Below are 20,520 nucleotides of genomic sequence, written 5' to 3'. Positions count from 1 at the left end.
TAGGAAACCGTCTGCGCGGCGTCTACCCTTTTGCAATGTTTCGCAAGGTTCCGCAACATTCATAAGTTACAACTCGCCTTTTCGTCGAAACGTTTTACACATCGAGCGCGCTACGCCCGGCCTGCAGGGGGTCGAGGCCAGGCACCAAAGACAAGTCCGGTCGACCGGCGTCAGCAGCAACATGCGATACACAGAAACGAAGGAAAGGAGCGCGGAAATCCTGCGCTTGACGCTGCCATTGATGGCTCAACACCGTGCCGCTTACCACCCTCAGACGTATACCATCTGGTATGAGCACGTTTCGGGCATCAACCCGCGCTTGAGCAACGAGCTCGAGCAGCGCCTGGCGCGGAAGGAATCGCTCAGCGACGACGATGTCTGGCGGCTGCACGCGAACTTCGTCATTGCCCGCGATGCCGAAGTGCTCGAGCGTATGCATCAGCGCTTGCAGAATCTGTTGTCGGATACGGCCACGGCCGCCTCCAGCGCCGGCATCGAGGCTTCCCAGTTCAACCAGACGCTGCAGATTCACAAGAGCCAGTTGACGCAGCCGCTGGCGATCGACCTGATCACCAACATTGTCACCGAGCTGATCACCGACACCGAGCGCATGCGTATCGTGACGCACGAACTGTCCGAACAGCTCGAGCGCTCGACCCAGGAGGCCCGCCAGCTCACCGAGCAGCTGAAGCAGGCCGAACATCAGGCGAAGCTCGATCCGCTGACGGGCATGCTCAATCGACGCGGGCTGGAGCAGCGCGCGGAGTCCTTCGTGGAGGATGCGGGGTCGATCCAAGGTGGCGTCATGCTGCTCGCGGACATCGATCACTTCAAAGTGCTGAACGACACGTACGGTCACCTGCTCGGCGACAAAGTGATCCGCTCGGTCGCGCAGCTGATCTGCGACAGCATCAAAGGACGCGACATCGCAGCGCGAATCGGCGGCGAAGAGTTCGCAATCTTCCTGCCGGACACGACGCTCGAAGGTGCGACGGTGCTGGCGAAGCGGATCTGCGCCGCGACGGCCTCCCGCTCGATACGCCGCAGCGGTACGGATCAATCCATCGATCGCGTGACCCTGTCGATCGGCGTCGCCGCCAGCACCGCGAGCGATTCGCTCGAAACCTTGCTCGATCGCGCCGACAAGGCCATGTACGCCGGCAAGCACGCCGGTCGCAACCGCGTCACGCTGTACGATCCGGCGATGGGCGCCAATAGTGCTCCAGGACAGAAATCTCCTGAGACGTAACCATCGCGCCGATGTAACCGTCTGGCCGGACCAGCACCCAATCGCCCGGTGACGCCGCATACGCGTTCTCGAAATGACCGTCGTCGTCGATCAGATCGCCGCGACTGCCGACCGTGTGAATCCGCAATCCCGCTCGCGGTCGTACGCCATTCCGATCGACCTCGAAGCCCAGCAGTGTCCAGTGCGGGCCCGCCAACAATTCGAACAAACGTTTCGGCTGCCCGCCTGCGCCACGCAGTAGTGCATCGGGAGCTCGATCGCCAGCGCGCACACCCCGAGCTCGTGGCGGCTTTTCCATCGCGAGCGACGATTTCTGATACCCGAGATCCAGCTGATGGACTTCGCGGCCGCGACGCATATCGCCGCGCTTGGCTGCGTCAAGCAGATGGGTTGAAAGCCCCAACACGCTTGCGGCAATCGGTCGTCGCTCTTCTTCATAGGTGTCGAGCAGCGAATCCGAACGCCCCTCGATGACCGCCGCCAGCTTCCAGCCCAAGTTATATGAATCCTGGACGCTGGTGTTGAGCCCCTGCCCGCCCGTCGGCGGATGAATGTGTGCGGCATCGCCGACCAGAAACACGCGAGCCACGCGATAGCGATCCGCGAGCCTCGCATTCATGGTGTACGCCGAAGCCCATGACACCGATTGGATGCGAATATCGTTTCGACCCGTGCGCTCGGCAATCATGACATTCAGTGCGCTCACCGATAGATCGACCTCACCCTCGAGCGGGATGGGCGCCTGAATCTGAAACAGCTCCGTGCCCGCCAAAGGACACAGCGAAATCTGCGTCTCCATCGACTCGGAATTGAATCGATGCCACGCAGTTCTATCGAGACCTGAGAGCACCACGTCCGCAACCAGCGCGCGGACGCCGAGCGTCTTGCCTGGAAATTCGATATCGAGCGCGCTTCGCACGAAGCCACGCCCGCCGTCGGCTCCAATGAGATAACGCACTCTGAGGCGTTCCTCGCCACGCTCACAGCGCAGTCTCGCCGACACACCGGTGTCGTCCTGCTCGAATCCCATCAACTCACATCCGAACTCCACCAGGTGCCCGAGCTCAGCCAACCGCTCGCGCATCACGCGTTCGGTCAGAAACTGCGGGATCATGAGCGGGATGTGATACGGTTCCGCAGGCGTAGGCTCGCGTGGCTCCATCGGATTCGATTCAACGTGACTGCCATCGCTGCGATATTCCCGCTGCGGCGGATATACGCCTCCCCGCGCGACGATGCGATCGAGAATGCCCAGGTCCTCGAAGATCTCCTGCGTGCGCGGTTGAATGCCCTTGCCGCGTGAGCCATGAAACGGCTCACGCATTTTTTCTATCAATCGAAAGCGCACGCCGCGCCGCGCGAGATCGATCGCGAGCGTCAGCCCAGCTGCCCCCGCGCCACAGATCAACACATCCGTCGAGTCATCTTGCATGATGTTTGCTCCATATGTGTAATGTGCACATATCTGGAGAAACCCTATGCCGCCCCCGAAACGAGTGCAAGCTGCACATATTTCGTCTCAGCAGCTCAAGGACTTACATCGATCGCTCATCGACATCATGGGCGAGCTGAACCGTCCGCAACGGGACGAGTACATGGTGCGCGCGGCCGGAATCTCGCTCGAAGGCGTATTGTTTCCGCTGCTGGTGAGCGTCGAGCGACTCGGCCCCATCGGCCTGGTCGAGCTGGCGGATCGGGCCGGACGCGACTACACGACCGTGAGTCGACAGATCTCGAGGCTGGAAGCGTTGGGGCTGGTCAGGCGTGAGGCAAACACCGTGGACCGTCGTGTCCGCAAAGTTGCGATCACCCCTCAGGGCAAAACGATGACGAACCGGATCGACGCCGCGCGCGAGCGCTTCGCCCGCGCGATCCTGGATTCGTGGGAGCCGCAAGACTTCGAAGCGCTGCTGCGGCTCATGCGCAAACTTGCGGATGCGTTGCAAAGCTGACGTTTTTTCCCCGATGCACGGGACGGGTGTCGATTCGGACCGATGTCGTTCGTATAGGCAGACCAGGCGGTATCGGATCGCCCGGCTCACCTCAGAGGACCAGACAGTGAAGCACTACTTGTTGAGCATCTATCAGCCCGATGGCCCGCCGCCCCCGCCCGAGGTTCTCGACCCGATCATGCGCGACGTAAGCGAGGTGATTCGCGAGATGAAGGCGGCCGGCGCACTGGTGTTCGGTGGCGGCCTCTATCCGGCGTCCACCGCCACGGTGCTGACGTTCAAGGACGGCAAAATGCTGACGACCGACGGGCCGTACATCGAGGGCAAGGAGCATCTCGGCGGCTTCGACATCATTCAAGCACCCGATCTGGACGCGGCGCTCGAGTGGGGCCGCAAACTCGCGCGCGCCATTACATTGCCGATCGAAGTGAGGCCGTTCCAGCACAACGGCGCGTGATGGCGCTTTCACGAGCGGACATCGCTGGCATTTTCCGTGCGGAATATGGACGCGCGGTGGCGGTGCTCACGCGCTCATTCGGCGATATCGATGCTGCCGAAGAAGCCGTGCAGGACGCATTCACTACCGCGGTCGAGCGCTGGCCCAAGGAGGGGCCGCCCCCCAGCCCGGCGGGATGGATCATCACGACCGCACGCAACCGCGCCATCGACCGCCTGCGCAAGGACAGCTCGCGACTCGATCGTTACGAGCAGGCGGCGCTGCTGCAAACGAACGAGCCGCTCGACGAGGACGAAACCGTGCACGACGACCGCTTGCGCCTGATCTTCACTTGCTGTCATCCGTCGCTCGCAACGAGCGCACAGGTGGCGCTCACGCTGCGGCTGCTGGGCGGTTTGACCACCACGGAAATTGCCAAGGCGTTTCTTATTCCCGAAGTAACCCTGGCACAGCGTCTGGTGCGCGCGAAGGGCAAGATTCGCGACGCGGGAATTCCGTATCGAATCCCTGAAGCGAGCGAGCTCCCCGCCCGCCTAGTGCCGGTGCTCGCAGTTCTCTATCTGATTTTCAATGAAGGCTACGCCGCGACCGCTGGCGCTGAGCTCACACGCGGCGAGCTGTGCACGGAAGCCATACGACTCACTCGCGTCCTGTTGAGCGAGCTGCCCGATGAGTTGGAAGTTCAAGGGCTGCTTGCGCTGATGCTATTGACGGATGCTCGCCGTGCCGCGCGCGTGAGCAGCGACGGTCAGATGGTGTTACTGCGGGATCAGGATCGTAGTAAATGGGATGCCGGATTGACGGCCGAAGGGCTGAAGCTCGTGCAGCGCTGCTTGCGTCACAATCGGCCCGGCCCCTACCAGATCCAGGCGGCGATCAACGCGGCACACTCGATTGCCGCGAGCACCGCCGAAACAAACTGGCCCCAGATCGTTCGACTCTACGATCAACTGCTGGCGATACAACCGACTCCGGTAGTGGCGCTGAATCGTGCCGTCGCGGTGGCGGAGGTCGATGGACCAGAAACGGCGCTGCGACTGGTAGATGCCCTAGCCGCCGACCTCGACAGGTTCTATCTGTTTCACGCGATCCGCGCAGACCTTCTGCGGCGTCTCGGCCGCAACGAGCAAGCTGCAGCGTCATACACAAGAGCCATCGAGCGATGCGAGAACAATGCCGAACGCGAGTTTCTGCAAGGCCGGCTTGCAGCAGTTCAAGCGAACAAGGCAAACAAATAGGCTACCACCGAAAGCGCCACTGTCGTGATCGCGAGCGGCACTGGGTAGCCGATTCCCGGCACCGCGGATTGCGACTCTTCCTGCGCTGCCTGCATCGACGATGTGTTCTGCCTCGCGCCTGCGATTGCACCCATCAGCAGTGCCGGATTCATGCGCAGCACGTGGCGGCCAATCCACCAGGCGATGAGCGCTGGCACGGCGCTGATGATCAAACAGCTCAGGATGAGCGACCAGACCGGCCCGCCATGCATCACTTCGTTCACTGCCTGACCCGAGTTGATGGCGAGCACCGCGGTGAAGGTGTTCAACCCGAGAACTTCGAGCAGACTGCGGCCGCCCTCGGAAATCGGCCCGCCAAACGCAGGATGTCTCGTCTTCAACCAACCGAAGGCGATGCCCGTGACGAGCACCGCCGCCGCACCGAAGCTGATGCTGATACCGAACATCGGCACGGGAATCGCGCCGAGCGCGGCGCCGACCAGCAGCCCCAAAGCGAGTGTCAGCACGTCCGAGATGTGAGTCGCTCGTACGACCTGCCCGACTTCCTTTCCAAGGCACGCAAGTTTCGCCTCAGCACCGGTGACCCGAATCACATCGCCCATCTTCAGCTTCGTCCCGGCGCCGAGCGGCAACTCTGCACCGGCTCGAAACAATGCATTTGCATAGAGTCCCGGTCCAAGTCGTGTCATGAGCTCCGGAAGCGTACTGCCGACGACATCGCGGCGGCCGACCACGACATCGACAGTGTGCACAGGGCTGCGCGAGCGCGCCTCCACATCGGGAATTTCCGGCCCGAGCGCTTCGCGCACGCGCACCTGTGCCGCAACTGGCGCCTCCACCACAACCTCATCACCGGGCTCGAGCTTCAACGTTTCATCCGGCGTCAACCAACGATTCTCGCGGCGAACGCTCTCGATAGATACGCGTGGCGCCTTGGATCGGATCTCCGCAACGGTTCGTCCGCCAATCGTCGTCGCTTCGACGCGATAGGCGCGCACGGCAATGGATACATCGGCAACTTCGCCCGCCTCGACCGTTCCCGGCAGCGGCGCGGTCCGATCTCCACGCATCGACATCTCGAAGGCATGCGCTTCGGCCGGTGCATCGAAGCGGGCGAGCTTCGGGAGCAGCTTCATCAGCAGCACGAACTCCACTTGACTCACTGTGTAACAAAGTGCGAAAGCCGCGGACAACGCGCCAGTCACGGTGTCGACTGAGCCGCCCGATGCGATCTTGCGTCCACCGGACTGAACTGCGGAGGTCGCGGCGCCAAAGGACGCTGATGAATTGTTGGAGCCCGCCAGCACGCCGGCGACTGCGCCCTCCGGCCAGTCGAACAACCAGTCGCACGCATACGCCAGCACCGGAGCGAGCACCGCGACGAGCAGACCGATCGCGACGAGATGCCAACCGTCGCGCTCCAGGCCCGAGAAGAACTGCGGGCCGATCTTCACCCCGATCGCGAAGATGAAAAGATTGAAGAATACGGTTTGCAGAACATCCGGGAGCGCCAGCGAGACGTCAGCCACGTTGTAAGCAGTGACGCTCGTCAGCAAGCCCACCAGAATGATGCACACGACGGAACCGAGCGAGATGCCCCCGATCTTCTTCGCCCCCAGCCACATGCCGAGCGCGACGACGCTGAATATCGTGAAGAACGGCTGGCTGTGCAGAAACTGATAGAGCTCCGCCACGGTCAGTCCTCGATCATCGCTGCGGCCCTTTCGATCTCCGCCATTCCTCGAGCGCCTGCTGCGCCATCGCTTTCAGATCGCGCCCAATCGCCTCGTAGGCGTCGGCATCCAGATTCGCGAGCGAGACGCGCACCGACCATGGCGGCCCCTCGAAGCCCGAGCCGTTCAGAAGCACCGAGCCGTGCCGCTGCGCCAGGTCGATCACGAGATCCAGAGGCGCGTGATGAGCCGCGACATAGTGGGCGAAATCCTCACCGATGACCTGTCGCCCCCACACGGCGAGATCGAGATCGACGTAATAAGCAACCCGCAGCGGGTCCTCGGGAATGTCCAAGCCGAGCCCTTTCGAGAGCGCGCCCAATCTCTCCTTGACGATCTGCCGGCATCGGCGCTGATACGCGTCGTCACGATCGAGCAACGCAAACAGAGAGAACAATGTCATCTGCGCCTGCTGGGGCAGCGACAGCCCGGCAGTGTGATTCAGCGCCACGTCACGACTGTCGGCGACCAGCCGATCTATGAACTTCAGCCCATCGGGGTTCATCGTGAGCGAGCCATAGCGCTTGCGCAGCGCCAGCCGATCGCGCTCCGGCAGCGCTGCGATTCGCTCATCGAAGATGTTCTCCTGATGAACCCCGATCACCCCCAGGCGCCAGCCGGTGCAACCGAAGTGTTTCGAATAGGAATAGACGAGTACGGTGTTACGCGGCAGATCGGCGGCGAGCGAGCGGAACCCCTCTGCGAACGTGCCGTACACGTCGTCGGTCAGGATGATCAGGTCGGGACGTTTGTTTCTCACCAGATCCACCAGCCGCTGCTGCGTGGCGGGATGCATGGCGAACGACGCCGGGTTCGACGGGTTGACCAGAAAGAACGCTTTGATTTTCGGATCGGCCAGCTTGTCGATCTCTACGTCGCTGTATTGCCACGCGTGATGGTCGCTCGCCATCCGGCTCTGTGCGATCTCCACGACGGGAAATGCGAAGTCCTCGAGACGTGGCAGCTCGATATAAGGCGTAAAGATCGGCGTACCGAGGGCTATGGTATCGCCGGTGTGAAGCAGACGATTCTCGCGCAAGCTCGAGAATACGTAGCACATCGCCGCAGTTCCGCCCTCGACCGCAAACAAGTCGAAGGCACCTGGCGGCGGACGCTCCTCGCACATCGTCTTCGCAAGATAGCGCTGCACGACGCGCTCGGCGTGCGTGAGCATCCGGTCGGGCTCGGGATAGTTGTCACCGATAACCGCGTCCGTCAGCTCGTGCACGAAAGCATCGGCATTGAAGCCGAGCTCGGATTTACCGTAATCGATCGCTCCCCGCAGCAGCATCGAGCCCGGACTCGTTGCCAACGAGGAGAGAAATGAATCGAGGCGGCCGGCGATTCCTTCGGCGTCCGGCATGCCGCCGATGTCCCACTCATCCCAGACCCGCTTCGATTCGGCGAGGGCGAACTGGCCCAGCAGAAAGAACGCTTCGCGAGGCGTGGTCGCGACCCAGTTTGGATTGCCGCGGCCCGCGTTCAAAAACTTGTGAGTCGCGGCGCCACTCACGCACTCGGCCCGGGCATAGCGGATCAGCCGATCCTTCAGCTGAAATGGGCTGAGCTGGTCGAGTCCCCCGGTTCCGGTATTCATGTGACAACCATCCGCAGCTTGTGAGCTGCAGAGTTCGCCACGCTCTCCTGTCCAGACAATTGGACCTAGGGCCAGCCGCGGCAGCGGCGTTCGCAGGGCCAGTATTCCACAGTGAACCCGACTGACACCGAAGCATCTGCGGTCGCGCCAACCACGAGCCCGTCGTCCACCGAGCTCGCAAAACAGCGGACGCAACTCGCTGGAACGCGCAACACGCTAGCGCAAGAGCGCACTTCTCTTGCCCATCACCGCACTCACCTGGCAAACGAGCGCACGCATCTGGCCTATCTGCGCACCTCGGTCTCGCTGGCCGGGTTCGGCATCACGCTCAACCGATTTGCGATCTATCTCATCAACAACTCGAAAGTCACCGGCGCGGATGCCAGCCTGACCGCGCTTCGAGACGTCAAACACATCGGCCTTGCAATGGTGGTGCTCGGCATCCTCGTGGCCATATGGGCGCTGTTTCGCTACGCACGCGCCTCACGCGACATCGATCGCAACCTGCGGCACCGGGATTGGCCCGAGGTGGCTGTAGTGACCGTACTCTTCATCGTCCTGGGCGCGGGCGTGGCGCTCTGGTTGTTCATCAGATGAGCTCGATGCTGCCGCGGCGCTGTCAGGATCCACAGGTTGGCTGCCACGGTCGAATGTAGTAGAAACGCGGCCTTCGCAAATTCCATCGATTGCAATGTACTCGCACCGACGATCCTTCGTCGCGCTGTGATATCCGGTCGTTGCTCACCTGAGGGTCATGATGCTCGAGTTCTCCAATCTCGCTCAGCTTCCTTTGTTCGATAACTCCGCGCTGGACTGGCTCCTCGCACTTGGCATCGCCGTGTTCGCACTGCTCGCGCTGTTGACGGTTCGGCGCGCGGTACGCGGCTATCACAAGAGAATGGTTGCCACGGCGCAGACGGAGCTGCTCGAGATTCCCCTGCAGGTGCTGAGCCGCACGACGCTGCTGTTGCTGCTGGCTGTAGCTGCATATATCGGCGCTCAGTGGCTGACCACAGGCCCGAAGACGCAGCAGGTGCTGCGCTCGGCGATCACCATCGCGCTGTTCTGGCAGACCGGCATCTGGGCCGTGGCGGCCGCGTCGGTCTGGATCGATCGCAAGCGCAAGCACAGCCTCGCGGTGGACCGCGCCGCCGTCGGCTCGCTCGGCATCATCGGCTTCGTGATCAATGTCGTGATCTGGGCGATGGTGTTGCTGCTGACGCTCGACAATCTCGGCATCGACATCACCGCGCTCATCGCGGGCCTCGGCATCGGCGGCATCGCCGTGGCGCTCGCGGTCCAGAACGTGCTCGGCGATCTGTTCGCCTCGCTGTCGATCACGCTCGATCGTCCGTTCGTGGTCGGCGACTTCCTGATCCTCGGCGATTTCCTGGGCAGCGTCGAATACATCGGCATCAAGAGCACGCGGCTGCGCAGCCTGAGCGGCGAGCAGATCATCATTTCCAACAGCGACCTGCTGAGCAGTCGCGTCCGCAACTACGGCCGGATGAATGAGCGCCGCGTCGTGTTCGGCACGCGCTTGACCTACGAAACCCCGCTCGAGCAGTTGGAACGCGTGCCGAGCCTGATCCGGCAGATCATCGAGAGTCAGGCCGACACGCGCTTCGATCGCAGTCACTTCGCAAAGCACTCGCCGGACGCGATCGAGTACGAGACCGTGTACTACGTTCTCTCGGCGGACTACAACAAATATATGGACATTCAGCAGACCATCAACGTGACCTTGCATCGCGAGCTGCAACAACGCGGCATCAAGTTCGCCTATCCGACGCAACGGCTCTTCGTGATGTCTCAGAACGCCGAGACGGATCGGCCCGACGAGCCGATCCCCTCACGATCAGCTGCATGATTCCAGCGCGGCGGTGGCGACAGTGCGGGAGATCGTTCTGCCGCCTCTCGCGCTGCCCGCGGCCAGATCGAGCGGCCATTGCCAATGACGCCCCTCTGGATCGGCCAGCTTCTCGAAGTGATCGGCGATTGCCGCGATCGAAGTTGCGTCCGCAATCGGATCGAGCCCCTGATAAGGATGACCGTGGTAGTTGCCTCGATAGGTCAGGACGGCTTTCGGGCATGACTCGCGCGCGTAGATGCTGCGGATCAGCTCGCACTCCAGATCCCCTTCGGCCGCGTCGCTGAGCGCATAGCGAATCGCCAGCGCGATGGCGAACTCCAGGCCCGGTGTGGGAATGCCGTGTTTTCTTGCCAGTGCGAGGCTACCGAGGATTCGCTCTCGCCGCCGCAGCTTGCGCAGCGGATCGCGCCCCACTCGTTTGCACGGATCCTTGAAGGAGGAGCGGCAGCGCTCGATGAACGGCCGCATCAGCATTTTGATGATCGCTTCCAGCTGCGGGCTTTCGAGCAGCAGCGCCGGCTCGATCTCATTCTCGATCAGTTGCCTGACCAGCGCCATCACGCGCTCGTCTCCCATGCCGCGGCCGATCGTCGAGTAGCCCAGCAAGCTCGCGTACCAGGCGACGATGGCATGCGTGCCGTTCCACAGCCGGTTCTTGATCGTTTGTATCTGGGCGATGTCGGCGACCGTCTTCACTTGTCGCAAGTGGCGCAGGACCGAGCCGCCGCCCTGCGCATACAACAGCATGTCCGGCTCGCTGTTGAACAGAATCAGATGCAGCTGGCTCAGCGCCCTTGCCGGAGCCGAGGCATTGCGTAGCACGCTCACGTGCGGGTCCAGGTCCAAGGCAGGCTCGTCGGCTGAATCCTGCCGCGCGCTGTGGACTGCCGCGAGGTTCTTCTCGAACAGCTCGCATTTGATGCGCAGTTGACGCTGCAGCGACTCCCGCCCGAGCCGAGTGACGATGCGACTGACGACCGTTTCTGAAAAGTGTGTCGCGGCCAGGATCTTCGCGCACTCGAGTTCGGTCGTCAGTTCGAGCAGCGCGGCCTCGACGTGCCGGCGGACATAGCTCGCGCCGCCGACCTTGTTCAGCACCACCAGGATTGTGAGCTCGCCTCGGCCCTGCTCGTACCTGCGCAGCAGTCCCCGCGCGACGATCGGCGCCTGCTGACGGATCGCCTGCTCCGGCAGAGCCAGACCGACGATCAGCGAATCGCAGTACATCGCCATGATGCCGTCCTCGTCGCCCATGTGGATCAGTCGTACATGGTCGATGGTCTGGTCGAACGCGTGCTTGCCATAGCGGACGCTGAACTTGCCGAAGGCGTTGACGGCGTCGCGCAGCAACTGATCGCCAGTGACACCGATGATCTCGCAGGGCCGCGTGTAACCGTCCCAATGCGAGAACACCTGCGTGAGATAGCCGCCACCGATCGCGCCGAAGCCGTGAATGCCGGCGCGCATTTGATTTATAGCCTGCGGAAATGGATCGGTCACAGCGGGCACGTCGAGCTTCGGCACGCAGTCCGCCAGATCCGAGAGGAACTCCAGCATGCCGCCATAGGCCTTGAACGCGCGAGCTTCGATCTCCGCGCGCGGCGCCTTGATGTCATGAATCAGGATGGGCTGTCCGCCGGCATCGCTGGCCGACAGCAGGCCGTTCTCGGAGTCCTCGACCATGAGACAGCGCTCCGGCAGGCGGTTCAGCTCGGTGGCGGCGCGCAGAAAAATTTCCGGATGCGGCTTGCCCCGCTGCACCTCGTCGCCGCAGACAGTGATATCGAAGTACTTCAGAACATTTGCATTGATCAGATATTCCTCGGCGATGCTGCGACGGCTGGACGTCGCGACCGCCATCGTCAGGCCGCTGCGCCGGAGACGCTCCAACACCTGTAGCAGACCGATCTTGATAGGCACCCCGTGCGTGCGGACGTGCTGCAGCTCCAGCTCGTCGGCGCGCCGCCTGATTTCGCGATACGGATAGTCCTCGCCGTAATGCTCCTTCGCCAGAGCTTCGGCGCGCGTGGCGCTCAGACCCAGCGAGCCGATCAGCGTGCGATCCTCGATGGGCCGGCCCGCCAGTTCCAGCGATGCCTGCCTGATCGTCTGGAAGCGCAGCCGCTCCGTGTCGAACATGGTGCCATCCATATCGAAGATGGCGCTCTCGATGTGCTTGCCCAGGAAATTGATCATCAGACTCCATCACCTCCGTTGCCAGCGATGCGGGATCGCGGCCAACCGATTAACAATTTTGACAAAGACCTTCCGAGAAGCGTCACGCGGCCAAGGCCCTGCCCTGCGCATCGAAGCGATGCAGGCAGGACTCGTCAGGCGTCAGCCACAGCGTCTCGCCGTGGCGAACATCCAAGTCGCCCGCAGCGCGAGCGGCGATCGTGCCCAGGCCGGCGACGTCGACATGTACGAAGGTGTCCGAGCCCAGATGCTCGGCCAGGCTCACCTTGCCGTGCCATCTGCCCTCGCTGGTGGACAGCGATAGATGTTCCGGCCGGATGCCGATCGTGGCTGCTCCATAGCGCGACGCCGCGGCGCCGCCGAGCAGGTTCATTCGCGGCGAACCGATGAAGCCAGCGACGAATAGCGTGGCGGGCCGACGATACAGCTCCAATGGCGGACCGATCTGTTCCACCCGGCCGGCGTTCAGCACCACGATCCGGTCGGCGAGCGTCATCGCTTCGGTCTGATCGTGAGTGACGTAGATCGTGGTCGCGCCGAGCTGACGATGCAGCTCCGCAATCTCCATGCGCATGTTGACGCGCAAGGCCGCATCGAGATTCGACAACGGCTCATCGAACAGGAACGCCACGGGCTCACGAACGATGGCCCGGCCTATCGCCACGCGCTGGCGCTGACCGCCCGACAGCTCACGGGGCTTGCGATCCAGATAGTCCTGCAGATTCAGCACGCGCGCCGCTTCGGTCACCTTGCGCTCGATAGTTTCCTTGTCCCGCCTCGCCATCTTGAGCGGAAAGGCGATGTTGTCGCGCACGCTCATGTGCGGGTAAAGCGCATATGACTGGAACACCATCGACAGGCCGCGCCATGCCGGCGGGAGCTGCGTGGCGTCGCGCCCATCGATCAGCAGTTGGCCGCTGCTCACATCTTCCAGTCCGGCAATCAATCGCAACAAGGTCGACTTGCCGCAACCCGAAGGGCCCACGAAAACCACCAGCTCGCCGCGCTCGATCTGCAGATCGAGGCTGGCAATGACTTCGCGTCCGCCGAAGCTCTTGGAAACATTCTTCAATGCGATGCTGGCCATGAATCCTCCGCTACTTCACCGCGCCGAACGTCAGGCCGCGGACCAGTTGTTTTTGCGACAGCCAGCCCAGCACGACGATCGGCGCGATCGCCAGGGTCGAGGCCGCCGACAGCTTGGCGTAGAACAGCCCCTCGGGCGCCGAGAAGGACGCGATGAATGCCGTCAGCGAGCCCGTGCTCGCCGCGGTGAGATTCAGCGTCCAGAACGATTCGTTCCAGGCCAGGATGACGTTGAGCAACAGCGTCGAGGCGATGCCGGGCAGCGCCATCGGCGCCAGGATGTACAGCAGCTCGCGGCCGGGAGTCGCGCCGTCCATGCGCGCCGCCTCGAGAATGTCCCGAGGGATTTCCTTGAAGTAGGTGAACAGCATCCAGACCATGATGGGCAGGTTGCTGAGCATCAGCACGATGACCAGCCCGGTGCGCGTGTCGAGCAGGCCCGCGCTCTTGAATAGCAGATAGATCGGCACGAGTACGCCGACTGCCGGCAGCATCTTGGTCGAGAGCATCCACATCAGCACGCCGCGAGTGCGCCGGGTCGGCGAAAACGCCAGGGACCAGGCCGCTGGAATCGCGATGAACAGACCGAGCAATGACGAGCCCACGGAAATGACGACGGAGTTCGTGAAGTGACGCAGATAGTCCGTCCGTGCCCACACCTCCGCGTAGTTCTGCGTCGTCCAGTCGAAGAAGAGGAACTGCGGCGGTATCGCCACGGCCGCCCCTTCGGTCTTGAATGACGTGAGGACGGTCCACAGAATCGGGAAAAAGATCGCGAGCGCCACTACCCAGGCGACCGACGTAACGAGCAGCTTGTGCCGATTGTCCGATGCGCGCGCCATGGCTCAGCGCTCCAGGTTCTTGCCGACCAGGCGCATGAGAAAGATCGCCAGGATGTTCGCGAGCACCACCGCAACCATTCCGCCGGCGGAAGCGCTGCCCACATCGAAACGCAACAGGGTCTGGGAATAGACCAGGTACGCGAGATTCGTGCTCTGGGTACCCGGTCCGCCATTGGTGGTCACCAGGATCTCGGCGAACAACGACAGCAGAAAGATCGTTTGAATCAGGATGACGACCGCGATCGCCCGCGCCAGGTGCGGCAACGTGATGTGAATGAAGCGCGCGAAAGCGTTCGCACCATCCATCTCCGCCGCTTCTTTCTGCTCAGCGTCCAGCGATTGCAGCGCCGTGAGCAGAATCAAAGTGGCGAAAGGCAACCAGCCCCAGGCAACCATGAGCGTCAGCGACAACAGCGGCGCTTCCGCCAGCCAATCGATGGCCCGCATGCCGAATACCTGCGCGATCCAGGCGAACAAGCCGTTCACCGGATTCATGAACATGTTCTTCCACACCAGCGCCGAGACGGTCGGCATGACGAAGAACGGCGACACCACCAGCAGCCGCACGATGCCCTGCCCGTGCATCGGCCGGTCCAGCAGCAATGCGAGCCCGACGCCGCCGATCACGGTGATCGCAAGCACCCCGGCGAGCAGCGCAAAGGTATTCGCGAGCGACTGAAAGAAGGCTGGGTCAGTCAGGAAATAGACATAGTTCTCGAGACCGACAAAGTCATTGCCGCGCGGCATCAGCAGCTGATAATCGTGCAACGAATACCAGAGCGTCATGGCCAGCGGCACGGCCATCCACAGCAGCAGCAGCGCTACCGCTGGCGAAAGCATGAGACGGGCCGTGGCCCCGGTGTGGGTGCTTGCCATGAATCTCCCGGAAGAAAGATGCGCAGCGTTTCCGTCGAGGAAACGGCTAGTCGAGATAGCGGGCGCGAGTCATCTCACGCTCGGCGATGTACTGCGCGTTGGCCAATGCCTGGCGCGTGGAGATCTGGCCCGCGACTGCGGCCGATATTTGCTGACCGACGACAGTCCCGATGCCCTGATAAGGCGCGATCGAAACAAAATTCCCGCCGACGTACGGCACCGCCTGCTCGGAAGGATGGCGCGTATTGGCCGCCTCGATCGCCTGCAGAACGATGCCGGCAAAAGGCGCGGCCTGCCGATACTCGGCGCTCGAGTAGAGGGACTGACGAGTGCCGGGCGGCACATCCGCCCAGCCAGATTCGGCAGCAACCAGCTGCATATAGGACTTGCCCGTGGCCCATGCAACGAAGGACTTGGCGGCTTCGATATTCTCCGAAGCCGAGGGAATCACAAAGCTCCAGGCCCACAGCCAATTGCCGTGGTTCTCCAATGTGCCGCGCGATGGAAACAAAGCGAAACCGACGTCGTCCGATACCGTCGATTGCCGCGGGTCTGACACGAAGGCCGCGGCGACGGAGGCGTCGATCCACATGCCGCATTTGCCCGCCTGAAACAATGCCAGGTTCTCGTTGAAACCATTGGTCGAGGCGCCTGGCGGGCCATATTTCTTGAGCAGATCCACGTAGAACGAAACAGCCGCCTGCCAGCCGCGCGATTGCAGTTGCGGCCGCCACTGCATGTCGAACCAGCGAGCGCCCCACGAGTGTGCGAGCGTCGAGACAAACGCCATGTTCTCGCCCCAACCGGCTTTGCCACGCAGGCAGATCCCATAGACGCCGTTTTCGCGATCGGTGATCCGCTCGGCTGCCTTGCGAATGAATTTCCAGGTGGGACTCTCCGGCATGGCGAGTCCAGCGCGCTCGAACAGATCGGTGCGATACATGGTGAGCGCGCTTTCGGCGTAGAAAGGCGCGGCGTAGAGCTTGCCGTCGTGGGACAACGAATCGTCGATGGCGGGCAGCAGATCGTCTCGGGCGAAGTCTTCGCCCAGGTCTTCGAGCGGCACGAGCCAGTCCTGCGCCGCCCAGATCGGCACCTCGTAGTTGCCGACAGTGACCACGTCGTACTGGCCGCCCTGCGTAGCGACGTCGATGGTGACACGCTGACGCAGCAGGTTCTCTTCGAGAGTCACCCAGCGCAACTCGATGTCCGAGTGCTGCCGCGTAAATTCGCCGGCGAGCTTCTGCATGCGGATCATGTCACCGTTGTTGACGGTGGCGATCGTCAGCGTCACTGCGCCCGCCTGCGCCGCGCAGACCGTGGCAATGCCCGCGCAGAGCGCGAGCAGGCATTGTTTCATTGTCATCAACAAGCCTCCTTTTTCAGGATTCGGACCTCCCCTGCGAGGCCCGCTCGGAAAGCTCGTCGCGCGCGTGCGGACGAACCTTGAGTTGTCAACGAACAGCCACCGTGTCTTGCCCGTGCGGCGGCTTGGGTGTTCGCCGGAAAAATCAGTCAATCGTGTGCGACAAAACTCCTCTGAGGCCGACGGTCAAAAGATGCCCGTCAGCACTGGCAACAACTTCGATTTGGGCAGCCGCAGGGCGTACCATCCCGGAACAGGATCGATGGACCGCTGGGCACGGGCAGCTGCTGTTCAGCTCCCGGAATGGCGCTCGCGACAGTTCTGCGCACCGATGAGTCGCGAAGCTCGGACATCCGCGCGATGAAGGACGTTCATGCCGTCCACGCGCGGGGCCCGTGTTATTTATGACTGCATTCTGTAGCAGTCGGCCGACAGTATAGTAGAACTTGCGCAGCGCGCAACCCGCTGCGGCAAATTAGTGGATTGCCTGTGACGGCGATTCACAATCGACAGGCGTCAATGCGTCATCGCAATTACATACATTCTCGGCATGCTCTCGTCACATTCGACGATGACGTCTCGAAATCTTACGGCAACGCTCTGACGACGCGGAATCCCAATGTGTTGTTTCGTCTCGTCGGGTCATCTCCTGCATAGCGCAGCGCCGAGCGCACCGCTTCGGGCTTGTTGTACCAACCGCCGCCGCGATCGACACGCTTGACACAATCACCGGTGACCCAGGCGCGACCGTCCGCGGGTGCGCCTTCGTATGATGAGTTGTAACAATCCTCGACCCATTCCCAGACGTTGCCAACTGTGTCGTGCAAGCCGAAGCCGTTCGGTTTGAAGCTGCCCACCGGCGCCGTTTTCGCGTAGCCATCGTTGCAGTCGTGCCGGGGCCACTCCGGATGTTCCTGCTTCACCGATTCGTCGCCCACATTGGCGAATTCGCAGGCGCGCTTCGAGTCTTCGCCCCAGAACCATCGCGTCGTCGAGCCGCCGCGCGCCGCATACTCCCACTCGGCCTCGCTCGGCACGCGATATTGTTTACCCGTCTTCTGCGAGAGCCATTTGGCATAGCCCCTCGCCATCTCGAAGTTGACGTAGAGCACGGGACGACGGCCACGACCCCAACCGTCGTCGCCCACCGCCACACAAGCCTTCGCGGCCACGCAAGCATCCCATTCGTCGAATGTTACTTCGTATTTCCCAATCGCGAACGGCCTGGCGAAGGTGACTTTGTGGAACGGACCCTCGTTGGCGTTGCGGCCCTCCTCACTATCACGTGAGCCCATCTGAAACTCGCCGGCGGGCACGACGATCATTTCGGGACAGTCGGCGCAGTCTCGGTTGGCGGGCCCTGCGAAGATCGGCGTCTCGGCATAGACGAAGCCGGAAGCGAGCATCATGCAGCCAAACCAGAAGCTTCTCATCACTCAACTCCTCCCACCGTCGCTTCATCACGAAACTTTCGATACACGGCACGCGCCTCATCGAACTGCGCGAAGACATGATCCTTTTCTTTCTGCGAGCGCCAGCCCGGCCACGCGTCCGCCAGCTGCTGGAGCTTGTCGATCCACTTCAGACAATAGTTCGCCGCCGCCGCGCTACGCACCGGCCGGTCGCCGACTGTCACCCACACGGGATTGGTGAAGGCCTGCGCGAATTCAGCGTCGAGCGGGTAGCGCTCGTTCGGATTTCCTTCGGCGCGCAGGTGATACCACCCGCTGCGCGCGACCTTCAGTTTCTTGTTCAGCTGCGCGCTCTTGCGATCCGACGACAACGGGATCTTCTCGACGACCTCGCCGTTCCAAACGAGCGAGACGCTCTCGAGCGGCGTGATCGATTGCACGCGCGCCATCACGCTGACCTCGCCACCCTCGGCCGGCAGTCGAATCTCTTCGCCGGGCATTCGACCATCCACGGTGAGCTCGACCAGGGGGCCCGACGTTACGAAAGCGTGCCCATTTCGCAAACCTTCAAACCAGGCGTCGGCGTCGAGGCCGCGATTGCCCGTGTGCACGTACGTCCGCATCGAGCCCACCAGCTTGGAGATCTGCATGCTGCTGATCGAGTCTTCGCCACCGACGGCTGTGATGCGCAGCCCGTTGTTGAGCGTCGCATACCACGGATGGAAACTGCCCATGCCCGGATAGGACCATTCGAGCGCATCGGTCGCGCCGAGCGCGGCATCGACGATATAACCCTTGCCGCCGCCGAGATTGCCGCTGAGCGGATCTTTGCTCCCGAACGCGTGCACGTAGCCGACGGTCGCGCCCTGCGCCTTCGCTTTGCGCAACATATCGGTGTTGCTGGGAAAGAGACTCTCGATCGCAGTTCCTTCATAGCCCGTCGTGAACGGACTGATCAAATGATCGCGCAGCTGGAACATGAAGACGTGCCCGTAGAAGGCCGGCCGATACTCCTGCCCCACGACGAGCAGTCGCTCCGGCGTCGAGATCGGATGCGGCTTGCCGCCGGGAATGAAGAGATCGTAGTCGAGGATGCGATTGTCCTTGTTCGCGACCTGCTCGTTGACCATGTCCTGATCTTCGGCGGCCGACATCATCATCAGGTTCGCCGGTGTATTGTGCAGGTTGCCCGCGTAGTTCATGTGGACATGGGTCGATCCGTTGTACCAGCCGCGTGCCGACACATTGGTGAGAGGCTGCAGTTTCAAATCAATCTGCATGGCCTTACCGTCGCGGGCCTGCACCGTCGTCTTCACAGGCGTGTACTCGAAACCTTTCACGGCCTCGACGGTCACCGGACCGACAGGAACCTCGACTCGGAACGTTCCAGCCTGATGGAAGACGCGATCGCCGGCGCCCGTGACGCGTGCGTACGCATCCTCGGGTGCGTACATCTTCCCATCCGACGCAGTGAGATGAATGCGGGCCGCCGTTGGACGGCCGGTCGTTGCATCGATCGTCCTGACCGAGACGACGGCCATCGGCCGCTTCCACTGTCGCTCGGAGATGGGGACCTTCTTTAACGCTCCGCCGTAAGTCTCGAGCAGTTGCAGCTGCGGAAGCCCATCCTCATTCGAGACGAATGCAATCCACTCGCCGTCCGGCGACCAGCGAGGCTGGAATGCGTCGTGCTTGAAAAAGGTCATCTTGTACGGCTCACCGCCGATGGTCGGCTGCACGTACAGATTGTTGAACTGATCTGCGGCGCCGCGCGTCGACGAGTAGATGAAGCGCTTGCCATCGAGCGAAACATCCGGCCTCGTGCGATAGAGCGTTTGTTCGGCCAAAACCGTGGTCGCTCGGTCGATGCCATTCGCCACCGCCGGAACTCGCAGCACGTTGCCCGAGCCGAGCGGCATGTTGCGGTTCGACACGAGCAGCAACTCTTTGCCATCGGGCATCCACGCCGGCGTGATATGCATGTCCATCCGCCCGAAGTAGAGCCGGTCACGACCGAAGTCGTTGTCACGCGTGACGGCGATCTCCTCGCCCGCGAACTGCCCGTCTTTCAACGCGCGGATGTACACGTTGAAGTTTCCGGTGGGTCGAGTCGAGACGTAGACAAGCCGCGTTCCATCGGGCGAGAACGCGGGATCCATGTAGACCTGATCGTCGGACGTCAGCGGCCGGCTGATGCCGGTCTCAACCTCGACGATCTCCAGCTGAATCGTGCGGCCGCCATCGTCGGCGACATACACGATCCAACGCCCGTCGGGCGACCAGGCCGGCATCGAGTGATACTTGCGAGAGTAAGTGAGCTCCCGCGCGGCGCCCGAGCTTGGATTGACGATCCAGAGGGAACCGCTCATCGCAACGGCGATCTTCGAACCGTCGGGCGACCAGGCCGGCGCCCATGGCGTCGAGCTCGGCGCCGGGCCAAAGTAATAGTTGTGCGTGTAGAAGCCGCCCTGCGTGGACGACGGATAGGAAACGTTCTGGCCGATGCTCTCGGCGCCGGCCAATAGCAGAGCCGCGGCAATGACGATACTGACGATCGGCCCCATTCCCGACTTACCCCGTGTGTGGCGGGCAGTATCCGCGCCGCCTATCCCCAAAGAAAAGTTATATCGCCATGCAAGCGGC

16 protein-coding genes are annotated in these 20,520 nt (G+C 62.3%); 6 read left to right on the top strand and 10 right to left on the bottom strand.

The features are described 5' to 3' along the window. Window positions 1–181: 181 nt before the first annotated feature. Entirely contained in the window at window positions 182–1,249 is a 1,068-nt protein-coding gene (locus GYH35_RS11790; RefSeq protein ID WP_161812038.1) for a GGDEF domain-containing protein, read from the top strand. Here the strand turns inward: GYH35_RS11790 and GYH35_RS11785 are convergent. After that, entirely contained in the window at window positions 1,185–2,684 is a 1,500-nt protein-coding gene (locus GYH35_RS11785; protein ID WP_161828831.1) for an FAD-dependent oxidoreductase, read from the bottom strand. The genes GYH35_RS11790 and GYH35_RS11785 overlap by 65 nt on opposite strands. A 43-nt stretch (window positions 2,685–2,727) precedes the next feature. On the opposite strand from GYH35_RS11785, the gene GYH35_RS11780 reads away from it, so the two are divergent. The 3 genes from GYH35_RS11780 (at window position 2,728) to GYH35_RS11770 (ending at window position 4,896) form a co-directional block, all read left to right on the top strand. Then, a complete protein-coding gene (locus GYH35_RS11780; protein ID WP_161828505.1) occupies window positions 2,728–3,201 on the top strand; it encodes a MarR family winged helix-turn-helix transcriptional regulator in 474 nt (157 codons plus the stop codon). Window positions 3,202–3,307: 106 nt separating this feature from the next. Beyond that, window positions 3,308–3,658 (top strand): YciI family protein, encoded by a 351-nt coding sequence (locus GYH35_RS11775; protein WP_161812036.1) that lies wholly within the window; start codon window positions 3,308–3,310, stop codon window positions 3,656–3,658. After that, on the top strand, window positions 3,658–4,896 hold the full coding sequence (locus tag GYH35_RS11770) for an RNA polymerase sigma factor (RefSeq protein ID WP_161828504.1): 1,239 nt from the start codon (window positions 3,658–3,660) through the stop codon (window positions 4,894–4,896). The genes GYH35_RS11775 and GYH35_RS11770 overlap by 1 nt, the downstream gene beginning before the upstream one ends. On the opposite strand, the gene GYH35_RS11765 is transcribed toward GYH35_RS11770, so the two are convergent. Both GYH35_RS11765 and GYH35_RS11760 read right to left on the bottom strand, forming a co-directional pair. Continuing rightward, window positions 4,872–6,590: an aspartate:alanine exchanger family transporter gene (locus GYH35_RS11765; RefSeq protein WP_161812034.1), complete on the bottom strand. Its 1,719-nt coding sequence runs from the start codon at window positions 6,588–6,590 to the stop codon at window positions 4,872–4,874. The two genes, GYH35_RS11770 and GYH35_RS11765, sit on opposite strands and share 25 nt — an antisense overlap. Window positions 6,591–6,603: 13 nt before the next feature. Continuing rightward, window positions 6,604–8,226, bottom strand: a complete 1,623-nt coding sequence (locus tag GYH35_RS11760; protein WP_161828503.1) for a bifunctional aspartate transaminase/aspartate 4-decarboxylase — start codon at window positions 8,224–8,226, stop codon at window positions 6,604–6,606. 111 nt (window positions 8,227–8,337) lie between these two features. On the opposite strand from GYH35_RS11760, the gene GYH35_RS11755 reads away from it, so the two are divergent. Together GYH35_RS11755 and GYH35_RS11750 are read left to right on the top strand one after the other, a co-directional pair. Next, window positions 8,338–8,823 carry a YidH family protein gene (locus GYH35_RS11755; protein WP_161812032.1) on the top strand — a complete coding sequence of 162 codons (486 nt, stop codon included), beginning with the start codon at window positions 8,338–8,340 and terminating at the stop codon, window positions 8,821–8,823. A 157-nt stretch (window positions 8,824–8,980) separates the two neighbouring features. Continuing rightward, window positions 8,981–10,096, top strand: a complete 1,116-nt coding sequence (locus tag GYH35_RS11750; protein ID WP_161828502.1) for a mechanosensitive ion channel family protein — start codon at window positions 8,981–8,983, stop codon at window positions 10,094–10,096. On the opposite strand, the gene mtlD is transcribed toward GYH35_RS11750, so the two are convergent. The 7 genes from mtlD to GYH35_RS11715 form a co-directional block, all read right to left on the bottom strand. Continuing rightward, the gene (gene mtlD, locus GYH35_RS11745; RefSeq protein ID WP_161828501.1) at window positions 10,085–12,295 is read right to left on the bottom strand and encodes a bifunctional mannitol-1-phosphate dehydrogenase/phosphatase; all 2,211 of its coding nucleotides are present in this window, start codon (window positions 12,293–12,295) and stop codon (window positions 10,085–10,087) included. The two genes, GYH35_RS11750 and mtlD, sit on opposite strands and share 12 nt — an antisense overlap. Window positions 12,296–12,377: 82 nt before the next feature. Next, entirely contained in the window at window positions 12,378–13,382 is a 1,005-nt protein-coding gene (locus GYH35_RS11740) for an ABC transporter ATP-binding protein (protein ID WP_161812029.1), read from the bottom strand. Between the two features lie 10 nt (window positions 13,383–13,392). Next, a complete protein-coding gene (locus GYH35_RS11735) occupies window positions 13,393–14,223 on the bottom strand; it encodes a carbohydrate ABC transporter permease (RefSeq protein WP_161828500.1) in 831 nt (276 codons plus the stop codon). 3 nt (window positions 14,224–14,226) lie between these two features. Further along, window positions 14,227–15,099, bottom strand: coding sequence for a carbohydrate ABC transporter permease (locus tag GYH35_RS11730; RefSeq protein WP_161828499.1), 873 nt, complete (start codon window positions 15,097–15,099; stop codon window positions 14,227–14,229). A gap of 46 nt (window positions 15,100–15,145) precedes the next feature. Continuing rightward, window positions 15,146–16,465 carry an ABC transporter substrate-binding protein gene (locus tag GYH35_RS11725; protein ID WP_161812026.1) on the bottom strand — a complete coding sequence of 440 codons (1,320 nt, stop codon included), beginning with the start codon at window positions 16,463–16,465 and terminating at the stop codon, window positions 15,146–15,148. A 587-nt stretch (window positions 16,466–17,052) separates the two neighbouring features. After that, window positions 17,053–17,898 (bottom strand): formylglycine-generating enzyme family protein, encoded by an 846-nt coding sequence (locus tag GYH35_RS11720; RefSeq protein ID WP_161828498.1) that lies wholly within the window; start codon window positions 17,896–17,898, stop codon window positions 17,053–17,055. Beyond that, on the bottom strand, window positions 17,898–20,441 hold the full coding sequence (locus GYH35_RS11715) for a CehA/McbA family metallohydrolase (RefSeq protein WP_161828497.1): 2,544 nt from the start codon (window positions 20,439–20,441) through the stop codon (window positions 17,898–17,900). The genes GYH35_RS11720 and GYH35_RS11715 overlap by 1 nt, the downstream gene beginning before the upstream one ends. Between the last annotated feature and the right edge of the window lie 79 nt (window positions 20,442–20,520).

It is taken from the genome of Steroidobacter agaridevorans (assembly GCF_009932555.1).
Taxonomy (GTDB): Bacteria; Pseudomonadota; Gammaproteobacteria; order Steroidobacterales; family Steroidobacteraceae; genus Steroidobacter; species Steroidobacter agaridevorans.
Note: the sequence above shows the minus strand (reverse complement) of the source record. Positions and strands in the feature narration are given on the sequence as shown.

Bases quoted from the DNA above. Each gene is read 5' to 3' on its own strand.
- GYH35_RS11735 (WP_161828500.1), bottom strand. From the start codon at position 14,223: ATGGCGCGCGCATCGGACAATCGGCACAAGCTGCTCGTTACGTCGGTC.
- GYH35_RS11760 (WP_161828503.1), bottom strand. From the start codon at position 8,226: ATGAATACCGGAACCGGGGGACTCGACCAGCTCAGCCCATTTCAGCTG.
- GYH35_RS11720 (WP_161828498.1), bottom strand. From the start codon at position 17,898: ATGAGAAGCTTCTGGTTTGGCTGCATGATGCTCGCTTCCGGCTTCGTC.
- GYH35_RS11715 (WP_161828497.1), bottom strand. From the start codon at position 20,441: ATGGGGCCGATCGTCAGTATCGTCATTGCCGCGGCTCTGCTATTGGCC.
- GYH35_RS11725 (WP_161812026.1), bottom strand. From the start codon at position 16,465: ATGACAATGAAACAATGCCTGCTCGCGCTCTGCGCGGGCATTGCCACG.
- GYH35_RS11780 (WP_161828505.1), top strand. From the start codon at position 2,728: ATGCCGCCCCCGAAACGAGTGCAAGCTGCACATATTTCGTCTCAGCAG.
- GYH35_RS11740 (WP_161812029.1), bottom strand. From the start codon at position 13,382: ATGGCCAGCATCGCATTGAAGAATGTTTCCAAGAGCTTCGGCGGACGC.
- GYH35_RS11770 (WP_161828504.1), top strand. From the start codon at position 3,658: ATGGCGCTTTCACGAGCGGACATCGCTGGCATTTTCCGTGCGGAATAT.
- GYH35_RS11790 (WP_161812038.1), top strand. From the start codon at position 182: ATGCGATACACAGAAACGAAGGAAAGGAGCGCGGAAATCCTGCGCTTG.
- mtlD (WP_161828501.1), bottom strand. From the start codon at position 12,295: ATGATCAATTTCCTGGGCAAGCACATCGAGAGCGCCATCTTCGATATG.
- GYH35_RS11750 (WP_161828502.1), top strand. From the start codon at position 8,981: ATGATGCTCGAGTTCTCCAATCTCGCTCAGCTTCCTTTGTTCGATAAC.
- GYH35_RS11730 (WP_161828499.1), bottom strand. From the start codon at position 15,099: ATGGCAAGCACCCACACCGGGGCCACGGCCCGTCTCATGCTTTCGCCA.